Below are 17405 nucleotides of genomic sequence, written 5' to 3'. Positions count from 1 at the left end.
GATGACCGACGCGCCGATCGATTCCCTGGCCGGACTGGGCGATCCTGCGGACGCCCTGTCCGAGCGCGTCCTGAACCAGGACGAGATCGACAGCCTGCTGGGCTTCGATCTCGGCGACGACGACGGGTCGGAAAAGTCCGGCATTCGCGCCATCATCAACTCGGCGCTCGTCTCATACGAACGCCTGCCGATGCTGGAAATCGTGTTCGACCGCCTGGTGCGGTTGATGACGACCAGCTTGCGCAACTTCACCTCGGACAACGTCGAGGTGTCGCTGGACAACATCTCGTCGATCCGGTTCGGCGACTATCTGAACTCCATCCCTCTGCCGGCCATCCTGGCGGTGTTTCGGGCCGAGGAACTGGACAACTACGGCCTGCTGACCGTCGATTCCAACCTGATCTATTCGATCGTCGACGTGCTGCTGGGCGGCCGTCGCGGCACGGCGGCCCTGCGGATCGAGGGGCGGCCCTACACCACCATCGAACGGGTGCTGGTGCAGCGGATGGTGGAGGTGGTGCTGAACGACGCCCGCCAGGCGTTCGAGCCCTTGACCCCGGTCACCTTCAATCTGGACCGGCTGGAGACCAATCCGCGCTTCGCCGCCATTGCGCGCCCGGCCAACGCCGCCATCCTGATCAAGCTGCGGATCGACATGGAGGATCGCGGCGGACGGATCGAACTGCTCCTGCCCTATGCGACGCTGGAGCCGATCCGCAAGATGCTGCTGCAGCAGTTCATGGGTGAGAAGTTCGGCCGCGACAACATCTGGGAAGGCCACTTGGCCACCGAAATCTGGACCACCGAAACCGAGGTGCGGGCGGTGCTGGACGAGCAGGTCATGCCCCTGTCCAGCGTCTTGAACCTGAAGGTCGGGGACACGATGATGCTGAACGCCACGCCGGATTCGGAGGTTTCGATCCGTGCGGGCTCCATCCCCCTGACGACCGGCCGCATGGGCCGAAAGGGACAACATATCGCCGTGCGCGTCGAAGGGCCGATCAGCCCTGAATCCGCCGCAAGAATAAAGGGCGCGCGCTGATGGCTGGAATGATCATGGACGCCGTCCTGATGCTGCTGCTGGTCGCAGCGGTCGGCTACGGGATCAAGCTGGAGCGCAAGCTGGCGGCCCTTCGCACCGGGCAGATCGCCTTCGCCCAGGCGGTGACCGAGCTGAACGCCGCCGCCGGCCGCGCCGAGGCCGCCCTGGCCAATCTGCGCGCCTCGGGCCAGGAGACGGATCTGCTGCACGACCGGATCATCAAGGCGCGCGAGGTCAAGCAGCAGTTGGAGATGCTGATCGCGCGGGCGCCGACGTCGGCGCCCCGGGGCAGGGACGAGGAGACCGTCGTCCGTCCCGAGCCGGCGCGTCCGGCCGCGGTCCCGGTTTCGCCCGCCGGCCTGGTCAATGACGACGACGAGCGCGCCCGCCGCATGGCCGCCCTGGCCGAACGCATCCAGGGCATGACCCCGACCGTCGCGAGCGCCGCGACGGGCCGGGCGCCGGCCGGGCGCGACAATGTCGCCGCCATCGTCCAGGCCCTGACCGCCGTCGGCTCCGCTAACCAAACCGCAAAACAAAGCCTCAACGCCGCGCGTCGTAATCTGGACGACGACCTGTTCGCCGCCTGAGTTCGGAACCTTCTTTCATGGCCCGCATCCCCCGCCTTCTCCCCCTGATCGCCGTCGCCATCGGCGGGGGCGTCGCCGTGCGCGCCGCCGGCGTCGCGCCGGGCCGGTTCGAGGGCGCCAAGGCCTGGGCCGAGGAGGCTGCGCCGGCCGCCGCCGCTGCGGCGCCCAAGCCCGCCCCGGCCGGGACCTGCGCCCTGTCGCCCGAACAGCTGGCGCAGCAGGCCGGCATTTCTCCGGCCGAGCTGAAGATCATCCAGTCCCTGTCGGCGCGCCGAACCGAGCTGGACGCGCGGGATCAGGACTTCGCCACCACCCTGCCGCTGATGGTCGCCGCCGAGCAGAAGCTGGACGCCAAGGTCAAGGCGCTGGAGGCGCTGAAGGCCGAGATGAAGCAGATGCTGGGCCAGGTCGACGAGCGCGAAAAGGCCGAGATCGACCGGCTGGTTCAGGTCTATTCGGCCATGCGGCCCAAGGACGCCGCCCCCGTCATGGCTTCGCTGGAGGATCGGGTGCGTCTGCCGGTCGCGGCGGCCATGCGGCCGCGCACCTTGGCGGCCGTCATGGCCCAGATGACGCCGGCCCAGGCCAAGGAGCTGACGGAGAAGATGGCCGCCCGCTTCCAGGCGCAGCAGATGGCGGCCCGCGCCGCCGCCGCCGAAGCGACCCCCGCCCCGGCCGCCGCCGCGCCCGCGACGCCGGGTTCTGGTCCGACGGCTGCGTCCCCGGCGCCGACGCCTGCTGCGGCGCCCCCGGCGCGTCAGACCCCGCGTCCGGCCGCCCGCCGCCCGGCGAACCGTCCAGCCGCCCGCCCGACCGCGACCCCCGCCGCCGCTCCGGCCAGCGGTCCCCAAGCCTATCAGCCCTCGGCCGCCGACGCCCAGCCGCGCCAGACGGTGCAGTGACGTCCCTTGCGGATTCATCCTTAGTGGGATGACGGCGATCCGCTAACCCATTTGGGCGCATCCTCCCTTCACGCCCGATTTGGGGGCGAGGCATTGAGGATGGTCCGCCATGCTCGGGGAAGTCTTGTATATTGCGCACCGCCTTCGGCGCCCGCTGGCGCGCGGCCTGCTGACGGCGCCCCTGTGGCTGGCCATACCGCTGGCGCGGCTCTGGCTCGGGTTCTGAGCGGCGGTTTCGGTTGGCAGGGCGGCCGGGCGCGGCTATCACCGCGCCTTTCCGACCTACGAGCCCTCTGACCGACCATGTCCGACACGCCTCCCGACCGCCTCTCCGTCGACCCGTCCAGCCCCTATCACGACGCCGAGGCGTTGCAGCGCGGCGTCGGCGTCCGGTTCAAGGGCGAGGAAAAGACCAATGTCGAGGAATATTGCGTCTCCGAGGGCTGGGTGCGGCTGGCTCTGGGCAATCGCGTGGACCGCAAGGGCAAGGCCCTGACCGTCAAGTTGCAGGGGACGGTGGAACCCTATTTCCAGAACGGCTGACTCTTTCTAGGGTCGCGGCTTTCCAAGTGGAGCCGCGCCCATGTCCCTTCGTCTGCTGACCGCCAGCGCCCTTGCGCTGGGCCTTGTCGCCTTTGCGCCCCTGGCGTCGGCCCAGGACGCCGCGACGGTGGAGCGGGCGATCGCCATTCGCGACGCGGCCCTGCGCTCCAACATCGCCCTGGACTACGTCACCCAGCTGACGACCCGGTTCGGCGCGCGCCCGGCGGGATCGAAAGCCGAACAGGACGCCGCCGCCTGGGCCGCCGACTATCTGCGCGCCCACGGCTTCCAGAACGTCCGCATCGAAGAGTTTCCTCTGGTCGGGTGGGAGCGGGGCGAAAGCTCCGCCGCCATTGTCGGCGACCACGCCCAGGCCCTGGTCGCCGCCGCGCTGGGCCATTCGCCAGCCACCCCCACAGGCGGAGTCGAGGCCGAGATCGTCCGTTTCGCCTCGATGGAAGACCTTCAGGCCGCGCCGGACGCCGCTGTGCGGGGCAAGATCGTCTATGTCGATTTGGGCCAGATGCATCCGATGCAGGACGGCTCGGGCTATGGTCCCCAGACCCGCGTGCGCGGGGCCGGGCCGGGCGTCGCCGCGGCCAAGGGGGCGGCGGCCTTCGTGATGCGCTCGGTCGGGTCCGACGAGGACCGGATGCCGCACACCGGCACCACCCGCTATGTGGACGGCAAGCCGACCATCCCCGCCTTCGCCCTGTCGGCGCCGGACGCCGACCAGGTCAGCCGCCTGGTCGCCCTGGGCGAGCCGGTGCGGATGCGCCTGACATCGACGGCCCATACCTATGAGACCCACAGCCAGAACGTGATCGGCGACCTGCCCGGCGCCGACCGGCCGGACGAGATCATCGTCCTGGGCTCGCACATGGACAGCTGGGACCTGGGCACCGGCGCGATCGACGACGGAGCGGGCGGCGCCATTACGGTGGCCGCAGCCAAGGCCATCGCCGACAGCGGCCGTCGCCCGGCGCGCACCCTGCGCGTCATCTTCTATGGTTCCGAAGAGGTGGCCCAGCCGACGCCCCGGACCGGCAACGGCGGCGGCGTCTACGCCCGCAACCAGGGCGCCGCCCTGGACAAGCACATCATCGCCGGCGAGAGCGACTTCGGCGCCGACCGGGTCTATGCGCTGCGGCTGCCGGCCGGCGCGCAAGGCTCCGACTTCCAGAAGGCCGCCACGCGCGTCCTCTATCCGATCGGCGTCCTGGCCTCGGACCGCGTCGAGACCGAGGGCGGGGTCGATGTCGGGCCTATGGGGCCGTTGGGCGTGCCCTTCTTCGGCCTGGCCCAGGACGGAACCCGCTATTTCGACCTGCACCACACGGCCAACGACACCCTGGACAAGATCGACCCGGCCCAACTGAGCCAGAACGTCGCCGCCTGGGCGGGGCTGCTGTGGCTGATCGCCGATTCGGACGTCGATTTCCGCGCCATGCGCCCCGCCGCCCCGGCCACGCCTGCGCGCTGAGCCGCTTGGCCCCGGCCGCCGGTTCTGGCTATAGAGCCGGACCGGCTCGCGGGCGTGGCGAAACTGGTAGACGCAGCAGACTTAAAATCTGCCGGGCGAAAGCCCTTGCCGGTTCGATCCCGGCCGCCCGCACCAGCAGCCCCGTCCGCGCCGCTGGATCAGATGACCCGATGCAGCACGGCGCCTTCGGCGATATGGCGTATCACGGCGTCGCGTCCTGGCGCGTCCAGGCCCGCCGACAGGCCTATGGCCTTGCAGTTCTGCCGGGCCAGGTCGCATGCGGCGTCGATCAGGCCCTGGACGAGCCGCTCGGGCCTCAAGAGATCGAAGGCGACCAGGGCGTCGACGATGAATTGACGCTCGCCCTCCGTCGTGGTGGCGATCGTATAGGCCAGGACCGCGCGCACGACCCCTCCCGCCACGGCCGCCATCACTCCGCCGGCCGCAGGCGCCGCCGCGACGCGGGCGCGCCAGGCGTCCACCGTCAGGGTCGAATCAGCCATGCGCGCGATGACATAGGCCTGGTCGGCCTCGTCGCCGCTCAGGCGTCGGTATTGGAGTGCGCTCATTGTCGGACGTCTAGGGCTTAGACGAAAGGACCGCCTTGATCCGCGTCAAAAGAATTGCGTCTTAGGCGGACAAGAGCATAATCGCCCCATCATGCTGGAACTTCGCGCCCTGCCGACCGACTGCGCACAGCGCCGACAGGAATCGGTCTGCGTCGGCTGCGGCGCGCGCGCCTTCAGCGTCTGCAGCAGCCTGGATCCGGCGGACCTGGCCGGCCTGGACGCCATCGCCGAAAGGGTGTCGCTGAAGGCGGGCGAGGCCCTGATCCGCGAGGGCGATCCGGCCATCCATCTGTTCAACATCACCTCGGGATCGGTGCGGATCTACAAGCTGTTGCCCGACGGGCGGCGCCAGATCACGGGCTTCCTGTTCGCCGGCGACTTCGTGGGCCTGGCGACCGGCGAGGACTACGCCTTTTCAGGCGAGGCGATCGAGGATGCGACGCTGTGCCGGTTCCGCAAGAGCGAATACCGCGCCCTTGTCCGCGAGCGGCCCCGGCTGGAGGAAGCTCTGCTGGATCGGGCGACCCACGAACTGGCCGCCGCCCAGAACCAGATGCTGCTCTTGGGCCGCAAGACGGCGCAGGAACGAATCGCCTCCTTCCTGCTGGAGCTGCCCAGCCGCGATCCCTTGCGGCCGCAGGCCGAGGATCAGGTGCGGCTGCCGATGACCCGATCCGAGATCGCCGACTATCTGGGCCTGACCATAGAGACGGTGAGCCGGGTCCTGACCAAGTTCAAGACCACAGGGGTGATCCGTCTGCTGTCGCTCAGCGAACTGCGGATCGAAGAACCCGAGCGGCTGCGCGACATCGCCGAGGGCGAGGCTTAGAGCCTGATCGGCTTCAGATCATGCTCTAGGCGGGCGTGAGCCGGCGGGCGGGCGCCAGGCCGACCCGGCCGTCTTCCCCCACGCCCTCGACCCGGATCGTCCGGTCGCACAACTGAGTTGGGGCGGAGCGGTGGCTGACCAGGATCAGGCCCTGACCGGCCTGTTTCAGCCGTCGATCCAGGGCCTTCAGCACCTGGGCCTCGGTCGCCGGGTCCAGCCCCTCGGTCGGTTCGTCCAACACCAGCCAGGCGGCGGGCCGCAGATAGGCGCGCGCCAGACCCAGCCGACGCCGTTCGCCTCCCGACAGCCGTTCGCCGTTGGGGCCGATGCGGGCGTCCAGACCCGCCGGGTCGGCGCGCAGACGTTCGGCCAGGGCCGCGTCGTCCAGGGCGCGCCACAGGGCGTCGTCGTCGGCCGGGCCGGCCAGCAGCAGGTTCTCGCGGACGGTGCCGTCGATCAGCCGCACGTCCTGGGCGGCATAGGCGAACAGCGGCCGTCGGTCCTCGGGGGTCAGGTCGGCGACGTCGATGTCGCCCAGGCGAGCTTCGCCCGGCTGGGCGTCCCGCAGGCCGATCAGGCGTTCGATCAGCGTGGTCTTGCCCGCACCGGAGGGGCCGATCAGGCCCAGGCGCGCCGGCGGATGAAGGGCCGCGCCGTCGGCCTGGAGCACCAGGGTCGGGGCGACCGAAACCGGCGCCCGATTCGGGTGAAGAGCCGAGGGCAGGGCCTCCAGGCGGCGAGCGGCTTCCTCGGCGGCGCCGTTCTGTTGCAGGGCGCCGACCAGGCCGGCGACCGACTCGACGCCCATCACCGCCGCCAGGGCGGCCAGGGCGGTCAGAGGCAGGGATGCGCCCAGGGTGGCGGGGACCACCGCCGCGACCGCCGCCCCCGTGACGACCGCCTGCCAGGCGGCCATCCAGCCTCCGGCCTGGGTCAGGGCCGCTTGGGCTCGGTCCAGATCGGCGGCGGCCTCGGCCGCTTGGGTCGCCGCCCAACGGTCCAGCCCATAGGCTTTCAATTCGGGCGATACGGCCTCCAGGGCGGCCAGCCGGTCTTTCAGTCGGCCAACGGCGATCTGAACCGCCTGCCCGGCGGGGGCGGCCAGACGTCGCGCGATCAGAAGGGCGCCGGCTGCGCAGAGGGCCATTGAGGCCAGCAGGAGCGCGCCCGCCCATGGACTGGCCAGGCCGGCGAGGAGGGCGGCGGACGCGGCGCCGGCTCCCAGGGCCCAAGGCGCCGACAGCCGCACGAACAGGGTCTGAACCGCGTCCACATCCTGGACCAGCCGCGCCGAGGCTTCCCCCGAAGCGAGAGCCAGGGCGCGGCTTGGCGGCGCCGAAGCCAGGGCATCGAACAGTTGCGGACGCAGCCGCGCCAAGGCCTTCAGCGCCGCCTCATGGCCGGAGACCCGCTCGATATAGCGGGCGCCGGTCCGCAGGATCGCCAGCAGACGGATGGTGGCGCTGGGCACCATATAGTTGAAGGCCTGGACCGCCGCCGATCCGGCGACCCCGGCGAGGGCGGCGCTGGTGATGAACCAGCCCGACAGCCCTAGAAGACAGGTTGCCGCCACGGCGACGATCGCGCCGGTCGCAGCGGCGATACGGAGACGCAGCCGCTGGGCGCGACGCTGGGCGGCGATCAAGGCGCCGATGCGGGAGGACGAGGGACGGTTCATCACAGGCGCACCACGCGGTCGGCCATGGCCGCGACGGCGGCGGAATGGGTGGCGATCAAGGTCGTGCGACCGCGCGTCGCCTGGCGGATCAGATCCAGCATGGCGTCTTCCGCAGCGGGGTCCAGATTGGCCGTGGGCTCGTCCAGCAGCAGGATGGGGGCGCGCTTCAGAATGGCGCGGGCCAGGCCCAGGCGGCGCCGTTCGCCGCCCGAAAGGCCGCCGCCGCGTTCGTCGATGGGCCGGTCCAGATCGCCGAACAGGCCCGCCTCTCCGGCGGCGACTAGGATCCGGCCGGGGCAGGCGGACGGATCGGCGATGCGGATGTTGTCGCCCAGACTGCCCGGCACGACGACGGGGTTCTGGCTGGCCCAGGCGATCTGACCGGCGAAGTCGCCCGCCTGACTGAGGTGCGCGCCGCCCACCTCGACCTCTCCGGCGGTCAGGGGCGACAGGCCCAGGAACAGGTGCAGCAGGCTGGACTTGCCCGAGCCGCTGGCGCCGACCAGGGCGACGATCTGGCCGGGGCGGACCTCCAGGTCGAAATCGGAAATCACCGGGGCGGCGTCTCCGTAAGCGATAGAGACGCTGGAAAAGCGGATCGCCGGGGCGTCTTCCGGCAGGATATGTCGGTCGCGCGCGACGGGCTCGGGCGTGATCAGGGCGGGGACGGCGGCCTCGGCCGCCTGGCGGTCATGATAGGCGGCGGCAAGGCGACGCAGGGGCTGATAGACCTCGGGCGCCAGAGCCAGCACGAAGAAGGCGCGCGGCAGGTCCAACTGCTCCGGCGCGGGGAAGGGCAGGAGCTTCAACAGGTTGAAGCCGCAATAGACGGCGATCAGGGCGACCGACAGGGCCGAGAAGAACTCCAGCACCCCGGAGGACAGGAAGGCGATGCGCATGACCCGATTGGTGCGCCGCTCCAGTTCGTCGGAGGCGCGGGCGATTTCGACAGTGGTGCGGGCGCGGGCGTCAAAGGCCAGGACTGCGGGCAGGGCGCGCACCCGGTCGACGAACAGGCCCGACAGCCGTTCCAGCGCCTGGAATTGACGCCGGCTTTCGCCGGCGGCGGCGGTTCCGGCCAGGATCATGCCGAAGACGAAGGGCAGGAGGGTGAACAGGAGTATGCCGGCGGAAAAGGGGCTGGCGACGGCGGCGACGGCGATGATCAGCAGGGGCGAAAGGCCGGCGGCCATCTTCAGCGGGGTGAAGCGGGACATATAGCCGTCCAGCGCGCCCACGCCCTCGACCACGGCGGTCAATGAGTCTGCGGATCGGGCGCCCCGGCCGAACAGGTCGGCCAGCAGCCGATCGCGCACGCTGGTCTTGACCGAACGGCCCAGGCGCGCGCCCACCACCACCGCAGCCTGACCGATCAGGCCGCGAGCGGTCAGGCTGACGACCGCCAGCAGCAGCCAGGGCAGGGCGGCCAGGGGCGAGGCGCCGAAGGCGGCCACCGTCATGGCCAGACCGCCGGCGAAACCGACCGCCGGAACCACGTCCGCCACCGCCAGAAGACCCGCCAGGGCGGTCAGACGCCGCCAGGGCGCGGCGGACCGTTTCAGCCAGACGGCGGGAGGGGCGGCGGGAGAGGAGGCCGAAATCGGCGCAGAGGTCATTCGAACACTCCAGCCTCGGGACAGGGCCGAAAGCCATTGGACAAACCGTCGTTGGGCGAAATGTCCAAGGACGATCAGTCCACTACGATCCCGGGGGCAGGGGGGCTTTGATCGAAATCAAGGCGACCGCCCCGCCTTGGTTCTAGGGCGGGACGAACGTCGGTCGTCGGGGCCGGCTACAAGGAGCCTAGAGCCATGATCGACCTCGCGGTCGTCGACCTATCCAGGCTGCAGTTCGCGCTGACAGCCCTTTACCATTTCCTGTTCGTGCCCCTGACCCTGGGGCTGTCGTTCATGCTGGTCATCATGGAGTCCATCTATGTGATGACCCGTCGGCCGATCTGGCGGACGATCACGCGCTTCTGGGGCACGCTGTTCGGCATCAACTTCGTGCTGGGCGTCGCCACCGGTATCACCATGGAGTTTCAGTTCGGCATGAACTGGAGCTATTACAGCCACTATGTCGGCGACATCTTCGGGGCGCCTCTGGCCATTGAGGGCTTGATGGCCTTCTTCCTGGAGGCCACCTTCGTCGGTCTGATGTTCTTCGGCTGGGACAAGCTGAAGCCGTCGGCCCACCTGCTGGTCACCTTCATGGTGGCGCTGGGTACGAACCTGTCGGCCGTGTGGATCCTGATCGCCAACGGCTGGATGCAGAACCCGGTCGGCGCCGCCTTCAATCCGGACTCGATGCGGATGGAGGTGACGGACTTCATGGCCGTGATCTTCAACCCGGTGGCCCAGGCCAAGTTCGTCCACACCGTCAGCGCCGGCTATGTCTGCGCCTCGGTGTTCGTGCTGGGCGTCTCGGCCTTCTATCTGCTGCGCGGCAAGCATGTCGGCTTCGCGAAGCGGTCGATGACCGTGGCCTCGGCCTTCGGCCTGGCGGCCTCTCTGTCCGTCGTCGTCCTGGGCGACCAGTCCGGCTACGCCCTGACCGACAACCAGAAGATGAAGTTGGCCGCGCTGGAGGCCATGTGGCACACCGAGCCCGCGCCCGCCGGCCTGACCCTGATCGGCATCCCCAGCATGAAGGATCGCGAGACCCATTACGGCGTCCACGTGCCGTGGATCATGGGTCTGATCGCCACCCGCACCATCGACAAGCCGGTCGAGGGCATCTTCGAACTGGTCGCCACCGCTGAGGACCGCATCGAATCCGGCGTCATCGCCTATGACGCCCTGGAGAAGGTCAAGGCCAATCCGGCCGATCCCGTCGCCCGCGGCGTGTTCGAGACCCATCGCCGCGACCTGGGCTATGGCCTGCTGCTGAAGCGCCACGTCGCCGATCCGCGCATGGCTTCGCCCGAGCTGATCAGACAGACGGCCTGGGAGACGGTGCCGAACGTGCCGGCCCTGTTCTGGAGCTTCCGCATCATGGCCGGCATCGGGATGTTCATGATCCTGTTCTTCGCCACGGCCTTCTTCCTGTGCACCGTGCGCAAGCATGACACCCGCTGGTTCCTGCGCCTGGCCGTGCTGATGATCCCGCTGCCGTGGGTCGCGATCGAGTTCGGCTGGATCCTGGCCGAGTTCGGGCGTCAGCCGTGGGCGGTGGAAGGCGTGCTGCCGACCTTCCTGGGCGCCTCGTCCCTGACCGTGCCCCAGCTGTGGGGTACCATCATCGGCTTCACCGCCCTGTACGGCGCCCTGGCCGTCGTCGAGGTCAGGCTGATCCTCTACGCCATCAAGAAGGGGCCCTTCCACGAGCAGGAAACCTTCAGCGCCCCCGCCCCCGAGGCGCCCGCGACCCCCGTCGCCGCCCCGGCCGTGGCCTGAACCAGACAGACTGAGGACATCCGACCATGGATCTTCCAATCGACTTCGCAACCCTTCGCCTGATCTGGTGGGCCCTCTTGGGCGTGCTGCTGATCGGCTTCTCCCTGACCGACGGTTTCGACCTGGGGGTCGGGGCCCTGCTGCCCTTCGTCGCCAAGACGGACGAGGAGCGCCGGATGGTGATCAACACCGTCGGCGCGACCTGGGAAGGCAACCAGGTGTGGTTCATCCTGGGCGGCGGCGCCATCTTCGCCGCCTGGCCCTTCGTCTACGCCGTCAGCTTCTCGGGCTTCTACCTGGCCATGTTCCTGGTCCTGTCGGCCCTGATCCTGCGGCCGGTGTCGTTCAAGTACCGCTCCAAGCGGCCGTCGCCCAAGTGGCGGTCGTTCTGGGACTGGTGCCTGTTCATCGGCGGCTTCGTGCCGGCCCTGGTGTTCGGCGTCGCCGTCGGCAACGTCCTCTTGGGCGCCCCCTTCCGCCTGGATAGCGACCTGCGCTCCTTCTACGACGGCAATCTGCTGGGCCTGTTCACCCCGTTCAGCCTGATCGCCGGCCTGCTGTCGGTGGCCATGCTGGTGCTGCACGGCGCGGCCTGGCTGTCGGTCAAGGCGGAACAGGGACCGGTGCTGGAACGCGCCCGTCTGTTCGGCACCATCGCCGGCCTTCTGGCCCTGGTCCTGTTCGCGACGGGCGGCCTGTATATGGCCTTCGGCAACGTCGGCTATCGGATCGTGGGGGACCTGGACATCCAGGGCTTCTCCAACCCGCTGCGCACCACGGTCGAGGCCGCGCCCGGCGCCTGGCTGGACAACTACAAGCTCTATCCGTGGATGATGATCGCGCCCACCCTCGGCTTCGTCGGGGCGGTGGTCGGCCTGTCGGGGATGTGGCTGCGGTCCGCGCCCCTGGCCTTCGGCGGGTCGTCGATCTCGACCGTCGGCATCATCTCGACCGTCGGCCTGTCGATGTTCCCCTTCATCCTGCCCAGCTCGGTCGACCCGCAGTCCAGCCTGACGGTCTGGAACGCCTCGTCCAGCCACGTGACCCTGTTCATCATGCTGATCTGCACCCTGGTCTTCCTGCCCATCGTGCTGGCCTACACCAGCTGGGTCTACAAGGTGCTGTGGGGCCGGACCTCGACCGCCGCACTCAAGACCAACCCCGACCTGTACTGAACCCGAGGAGCATCAAGCCATGTGGTATTTTTCCTGGATCCTGGGTGTCGGGCTGGCGGTCGGTTTCGGCGTGCTGAACGGCCTTTGGCACGAGTTCCACCTGTTCGACGAAGGCGATCAAGGCCTGTCGGTCGATGCGGCGAAAGAAGGCGATGTCCCTCTCTAGCCCGGCCGGCGCCGACGTGCGGACGACGCGCGAGCTGATCGCCCGCTACGACGCCCACGCGCCGCGCTACACCTCCTATCCGACGGCGGCGCAGTTCACGCCCGCCGTCGGGGCCGCCGATTGGGGGGCGTGGCTGTCGGCCGCGCCCCTCGACCGCGCAGTGTCGCTGTATCTGCACATCCCCTTCTGCAAGCGGCTGTGCTGGTACTGCGGCTGCAACACCCGGGCGATGAACCGGGTCGCCCCCATGAGCAGCTATGTCGATCTGCTGCTGAAGGAGGCCGATCTGGTCCTGGCCCGGATGGGCGGGCTGAACGGTCGACGCCTGAGGGTCGGCTCGATCCATCTGGGCGGCGGCACGCCCAATATGCTGCCGCCGGACGAGCTGGAGCGGCTGTTCGCCGGCCTGGCCGCCCGGTTCGACCTGGGCGACTGTTTCGAGATCGCCGCCGAACTGGACCCCGAAGTCCTGACCCAGGACTGGATCGAGGCCGCCGGCCGCATCGGCCTGAGCCGCGCCAGCCTGGGGGTGCAGGATCTGTCGCCCGTGGTTCAGGCGGCGGTGAACCGGCCGGAATCCTTCGAGACCATCCGCTGGGCGGCCCAGGCGCTGCGGGCGCAGGGCGTGACCTCGCTGAACCTCGACCTGATGTACGGCCTGCCGCTTCAGGCGGTCGAGAACGTCGTCAATACGGTGGCCCAGGTCGCGACCCTGCGGCCGGACCGGATCGCCCTGTTCGGCTACGCCCATGTGCCGTGGATGAAGTCGCATCAGAAGCTGATCAAGGACGCCGATCTGCCTGGGGCCGAGGCGCGCTTCGCCCAGAGCCAGGCGGCGGCGCGCTATCTGGTGCAGAAGGGCTGGCAGGCGATCGGACTGGATCATTTCGCCTTGCCGCACGATTCCATGGCCGCCGCCGCGCGGGCCGGCCGGCTGCGTCGCAACTTCCAGGGCTATACGACCGACGAGGCGCCGGTGCTGATCGGCCTGGGGGCGTCGTCGATCAGCCGCACGCCGCTGGGCTTTGTTCAGAACCACACCCAGGAGCGAGACTGGCGCGCTGCTGTGGAGGCTGGAGACCTGCCGGTCGCACGAGGCGTGGCCCTGAATCCGCGCGACGCCTTCGTGGGCGAGATCATCGAACGGCTGATGTGCGACTTCGCCGTCGATGTGGCGGATCTGGCGCGCCGACACGGGCGCGCTCTGGCCGAGGTGGACGCCGCCTGGCCCCGGCTGCTGCCGTTCCAGCTGGACGGGCTGGCCGAGGTCGGCGGGTCTGTGGTGACGGTCACGGAGCTGGGTCGTCCGTTCGTGCGAGCGGTCTGCGCCGCCTTTGATCCCGCCGCCGTCGACATCGAGAAGCGGCACGCCCGGGTGGTCTGACTGGACAGATTGTCCAACCCCTGCATGGGTTTGCGCTGGATCAAGGCCGAACCTTTGCAGGGGGCGCACATCCCTCTCAAGACGCTCGGAACAGGTCGCATGAGGCGGCAGCGGGCGTCGGGGATGAGCAAGATGAAACTGAAAACCCTGATCCTCTCAGCCGTCGCCGCCGCCGCCTTCGCCGCGCCGGCCATGGCCCAGACCGCCGTCTGGGAAGCGCCCAAGAAGGGCGACTGGGTCATCACCGGCCGCGTGACGGACGTCTTTTCCGAAGCCGACAACGCCATCACGACCGCCGCCGGCGCCGACTCCGGCCTGCACGTCGATGTGGGCGACAGCGTGATGCCGACCTTGGGCTTCACCTATTTCCTGACCGACCATCTGGCGGTCGAGGCGATCCTGGGCACGACCAAGCATGAGATCCGCGCCCAGGGCGGAACGACCGACGTCGCCGTTCATGAGACCTGGGTCCTGCCGCCGGTCGTCACCCTTCAGTATCGCCCGCTGACCGAGGGCCGGTTCAGCCCCTATGTCGGCGCGGGCGTCAACTACATGCTGTTCTACAGCGGCGAGGACAAGAACGGCTTCAAAGTCGATCTGGACGACAACTTCGGCTACGCCCTGCAGGCGGGCGCCGACATCGGCATCCAGGGACCGTGGAGCCTGAACGTCGACGTCAAGAAGGTGTGGGTCAATATCGACGCCGACGTCAACGACGGCGCTCTGAAGAGCGATGTGGATCTGGACCCGTGGGTCGTTTCTGTGGGGGTTGGCCGTAAGTTCTAAAAAAACCGACATCGGAAATGCGTTCGAATGGAAGCCCCGCCGGTTCGCCGGCGGGGCTTTCGTCGTCGTGCGGATGCGCTCGACAAATCCGGCGGCGCGCCCTAGGGCCGGGAGCGACCGCCTATTGCGGCGCAACTTGGGGATTCTCGCATGCCTTCCGGTTTGATCGCCTTGCTCGACGACGTGGCGGGCATCGCCAAGATGGCGGCGGCTTCGATCGACGATGTCGGGGCGGCGGCGGGCAAGGCCTCGACCAAGGCCGCCGGGGTGGTGGTGGACGATGCGGCCGTGACGCCGCGCTATGTCACCGGCCTGTCGCCCAGCCGCGAACTGCCGATCATCGGCAAGATCGCCCTGGGGTCGTTTCGCAACAAACTGCTGCTGATCCTGCCTGCGGCGCTGTTGCTGAGCGCCTTCGCCCCCTGGGCCATAACCCCGATCCTGATGTGCGGCGGGGCCTATCTGTGTTTCGAGGGCGCCGAGAAGCTGATGGAGGTCTTCGGCGGCCATGGTCCTGACGAAGAGGTCGCCGCCGAGGACGATCCCGCGTCGCTGGAGAAGGCGACCGTGGCCGGGGCCGTGCGGACCGACCTGATCCTGTCGGGCGAGATCATGGCCATCGCCCTGGCCGATGTGGCGGCCCAGCCGATCCTGACCCAGGCGGCCATTCTGGCGGTGGTCGGCGTCGCCATGACGGTCGCCGTCTATGGGGTCGTGGGCCTGATCGTGAAGATGGACGACATCGGCCTGCATCTGGCCGAGCGCCCCAACGGCGGGGTTCGCGTCCTGGGGCGCGGCCTGGTCAAGGGCATGCCGGTGGTGATGAGCGCCCTGTCGATCATCGGGACCGCCGCCATGCTGTGGGTCGGCGGCGGCATTCTGGTGCACGGAACCCATACGCTGGGCCTGCACTGGCCGGCCGAGCCGCTGGAGCATCTGGCCCATGCGGTCGGCGCCGCGACGGGTCCGCTGCACGGCGTGATCAGCTGGGCGGTGACGGCGCTGGGCTCGGCCATTATCGGGGTGATGGTCGGCGGGGTGATCGCCGTCGCCGTGCATCAGCTGGGACGGCTGCGGTCCCGACCGGCCCACTGATCCGCTGTCACGCCATCGCCATCGGCGGCCTTTAAGACGCTGAGCCACGCTGTTTCGGAGTAAGCCCATGTCCCTGTCGCGCATCACGCTGGCGGCCCTGGCCGCCCTGTCGCTGGGGGCGGCCGGTCCGGTCCTGGCCCAGACCGCCCAGACGGCGGCGCCGCAGACCGCCCGCGCGGCCCTGACGCCGCCGAAGCTGATCGTGACCATCGTGGTGGACCAGTTCAGCGCCAATCTGTTCGACCAGTATCGCAGCCGTTACTCCGGCGGCCTGCGGCGGATGGCGGACCAGGGACTGGTGTCGATCAACGGCTATCAGACCCACGGCCTGACCGAGACCTGCCCCGGCCACTCGACGATCCTGACGGGCCTGCATCCGTCCGAGACCGGCATCCCCGCCAACGACTGGATCGACGCCAAGACCGGCAAGGAGGTCTATTGCCTGGCCGCGCCGCAGAACCACCTGGCCCACGGACGGGACGACACAGACAACGGACCGGTGGGGCCCGAGCAGCTGCGCGCCACGACCCTGGGCGACTGGCTGAAGGCGGTGAGCCCTGAGAGCAAGGTCGTCGCCGTCTCGGGCAAGGATCGGGGCGCGATCAATCTGGCGGGGCATCAGGGCCAGGCCTTCTGGTTCACCGGCGACTTCGGCCTGACCACCTATGTCGAGCCCGGCGAGACGGCGCAGGCCAAGCTGGCGCCGGTGGCGGATTACAACCGCGCCTTCCGCCAGGGGATGAGCGTCACGCCGGTGACCTGGGACTACGCCCATGATCAGTGCCGGGCCCTGGCCGGGGACTGGACCATTCGCGGCCAGACCTTCCATTCGACCCTGCCGCCGGCGGGCCTGAAGTTCGACACCTCGCCCCTGCTGGACGAGGCGACGCTGCAGGCCGCCGAATATCTGCTGGACAGCCAGAAGCTGGGGCAGGGGTCGGCGACCGACATGCTCGGCGTCAGCCTGTCGGCCACGGACCGGATCGGCCATATGTACGGCACCCAGGGACCGGAGATGTGCGAGCAGATGCTGCGGCTGGACGCGGCCCTGGACGTCTTCCTGGATCGGCTGGCGCGTGTTCCGGGCGGGGTCCTGGTGGTGCTGACGGCCGACCACGGCGGTTCGGGCTTCGTCGAGCGGCTGCACGACCACGGCTATCCCCACGCCCGCCGCGCCGACATGGCCGCGATCCAGGGCGTGAACGACGCGCTGAAGGCGCGGTTCAACCTCAGCGCCGATCCGCTTCAGGTCGGGGGCAGCGGCCTGATGGTCGCCGACGCCCAGCACCGGTCTCTGCCCGATCCGCTGCGGACCCAGGTGGCCGAGGCGGCGGTCGAGCTGCTGCGCGCCCTGCCGGACGTGGCCTTCGCCGAGACCCGCGACCGGCTGCTGGCCGAGCCCCTGCCGGACAGCCGCCAGCCCGAGATGATGAGCCTGCGCGAGCGGATGCGCCTGTCGACCGTGGCCGAACGCTCGCCCGACATCCAGTTCGCCTGGGCTCAGAACGTCACGACGGGCGGGCGGGTCGGCTCGACCCTGGCCGGGCACGGCACGCCCTGGGAATATGATCGCCGGGTGCCGATCCTGTTCTGGTGGCCCGGCGCGACGGGCGAGGAGCGGTTCCTGCCCATCCGAACCATCGACATCGCCCCCACTCTGGCCCACGTCATCGGGGTGGCGACGCCCAAGGTCGAGGGCCGCTGCATCGACCTGAACGGGTTCGCGGTGGCCGACTGCCCGACCGAGTGAAGCTTGTTCCCATAACGG

The 17405-nt window shown here is 69.4% G+C and carries 16 protein-coding genes and 1 tRNA gene; 14 read left to right on the top strand and 3 right to left on the bottom strand.

The window, feature by feature from the left end; genetic code table 11:
• Position 1 precedes the first annotated feature (1 nt).
• From fliM to JMT67_RS05925, 6 genes are all read left to right on the top strand, one after another.
• Positions 2-1042 (top strand): flagellar motor switch protein FliM, encoded by a 1041-nt coding sequence (fliM, locus tag JMT67_RS05950; RefSeq protein WP_054766381.1) that lies wholly within the window; start codon positions 2-4, stop codon positions 1040-1042.
• The gene (locus JMT67_RS05945) at positions 1042-1632 is read left to right on the top strand and encodes a DUF6468 domain-containing protein (RefSeq protein ID WP_201462955.1); all 591 of its coding nucleotides are present in this window, start codon (positions 1042-1044) and stop codon (positions 1630-1632) included. The genes fliM and JMT67_RS05945 overlap by 1 nt, the downstream gene beginning before the upstream one ends.
• Before the next feature lie 17 nt (positions 1633-1649).
• Complete coding sequence (locus tag JMT67_RS05940) at positions 1650-2534, top strand: MotE family protein (RefSeq protein WP_201462954.1); 885 nt, start codon at positions 1650-1652, stop codon at positions 2532-2534.
• Positions 2535-2837: 303 nt separating this feature from the next.
• The gene (locus JMT67_RS05935; protein ID WP_054766378.1) at positions 2838-3077 is read left to right on the top strand and encodes a DUF3297 family protein; all 240 of its coding nucleotides are present in this window, start codon (positions 2838-2840) and stop codon (positions 3075-3077) included.
• 40 nt (positions 3078-3117) lie between these two features.
• Positions 3118-4560, top strand: a complete 1443-nt coding sequence (locus JMT67_RS05930) for a M20/M25/M40 family metallo-hydrolase (RefSeq protein WP_201462953.1) — start codon at positions 3118-3120, stop codon at positions 4558-4560.
• A gap of 48 nt (positions 4561-4608) precedes the next feature.
• A tRNA-Leu gene (locus JMT67_RS05925) sits at positions 4609-4695 on the top strand.
• A gap of 23 nt (positions 4696-4718) precedes the next feature.
• Here JMT67_RS05925 and JMT67_RS05920 read toward each other — a convergent pair.
• Positions 4719-5129, bottom strand: a complete 411-nt coding sequence (locus JMT67_RS05920) for a hypothetical protein (protein WP_201462952.1) — start codon at positions 5127-5129, stop codon at positions 4719-4721.
• 91 nt (positions 5130-5220) lie between these two features.
• On the opposite strand from JMT67_RS05920, the gene JMT67_RS05915 reads away from it, so the two are divergent.
• Positions 5221-5958, top strand: coding sequence for a helix-turn-helix domain-containing protein (locus JMT67_RS05915; protein ID WP_233455811.1), 738 nt, complete (start codon positions 5221-5223; stop codon positions 5956-5958).
• 25 nt (positions 5959-5983) lie between these two features.
• On the opposite strand, the gene JMT67_RS05910 is transcribed toward JMT67_RS05915, so the two are convergent.
• Entirely contained in the window at positions 5984-7636 is a 1653-nt protein-coding gene (locus tag JMT67_RS05910) for an amino acid ABC transporter ATP-binding/permease protein (RefSeq protein ID WP_201462951.1), read from the bottom strand.
• Complete coding sequence (gene cydD / locus JMT67_RS05905; protein WP_201462950.1) at positions 7636-9252, bottom strand: thiol reductant ABC exporter subunit CydD; 1617 nt, start codon at positions 9250-9252, stop codon at positions 7636-7638. Before cydD ends, JMT67_RS05910 begins: the two co-directional genes overlap by 1 nt.
• 198 nt (positions 9253-9450) lie before the next feature.
• On the opposite strand from cydD, the gene JMT67_RS05900 reads away from it, so the two are divergent.
• The 7 genes from JMT67_RS05900 (at position 9451) to JMT67_RS05870 (ending at position 17387) form a co-directional block, all read left to right on the top strand.
• Positions 9451-11031: a cytochrome ubiquinol oxidase subunit I gene (locus tag JMT67_RS05900; protein WP_183215224.1), complete on the top strand. Its 1581-nt coding sequence runs from the start codon at positions 9451-9453 to the stop codon at positions 11029-11031.
• Positions 11032-11057: 26 nt separating this feature from the next.
• Positions 11058-12206, top strand: a complete 1149-nt coding sequence (gene cydB, locus JMT67_RS05895) for a cytochrome d ubiquinol oxidase subunit II (protein ID WP_201462949.1) — start codon at positions 11058-11060, stop codon at positions 12204-12206.
• Between the two features lie 19 nt (positions 12207-12225).
• Positions 12226-12372, top strand: a complete 147-nt coding sequence (cydX, locus tag JMT67_RS05890; protein ID WP_054766299.1) for a cytochrome bd-I oxidase subunit CydX — start codon at positions 12226-12228, stop codon at positions 12370-12372.
• Complete coding sequence (gene hemN / locus JMT67_RS05885; RefSeq protein WP_201462948.1) at positions 12359-13756, top strand: oxygen-independent coproporphyrinogen III oxidase; 1398 nt, start codon at positions 12359-12361, stop codon at positions 13754-13756. The genes cydX and hemN overlap by 14 nt, the downstream gene beginning before the upstream one ends.
• Positions 13757-13879: 123 nt before the next feature.
• The gene (locus JMT67_RS05880; protein WP_152950753.1) at positions 13880-14542 is read left to right on the top strand and encodes an OmpW/AlkL family protein; all 663 of its coding nucleotides are present in this window, start codon (positions 13880-13882) and stop codon (positions 14540-14542) included.
• A gap of 150 nt (positions 14543-14692) precedes the next feature.
• Positions 14693-15637, top strand: coding sequence for a DUF808 domain-containing protein (locus JMT67_RS05875; RefSeq protein WP_201462947.1), 945 nt, complete (start codon positions 14693-14695; stop codon positions 15635-15637).
• A 67-nt stretch (positions 15638-15704) separates the two neighbouring features.
• The gene (locus JMT67_RS05870) at positions 15705-17387 is read left to right on the top strand and encodes an alkaline phosphatase family protein (RefSeq protein WP_201462946.1); all 1683 of its coding nucleotides are present in this window, start codon (positions 15705-15707) and stop codon (positions 17385-17387) included.
• The last annotated feature ends 18 nt before the right edge of the window (positions 17388-17405 follow it).

The sequence above is a fragment of the Brevundimonas aurantiaca genome (genome assembly GCF_904830995.1).
Taxonomy (GTDB): Bacteria; Pseudomonadota; Alphaproteobacteria; order Caulobacterales; family Caulobacteraceae; genus Brevundimonas; species Brevundimonas aurantiaca.
This window is presented reverse-complemented; position numbering and strand designations above follow the sequence as displayed.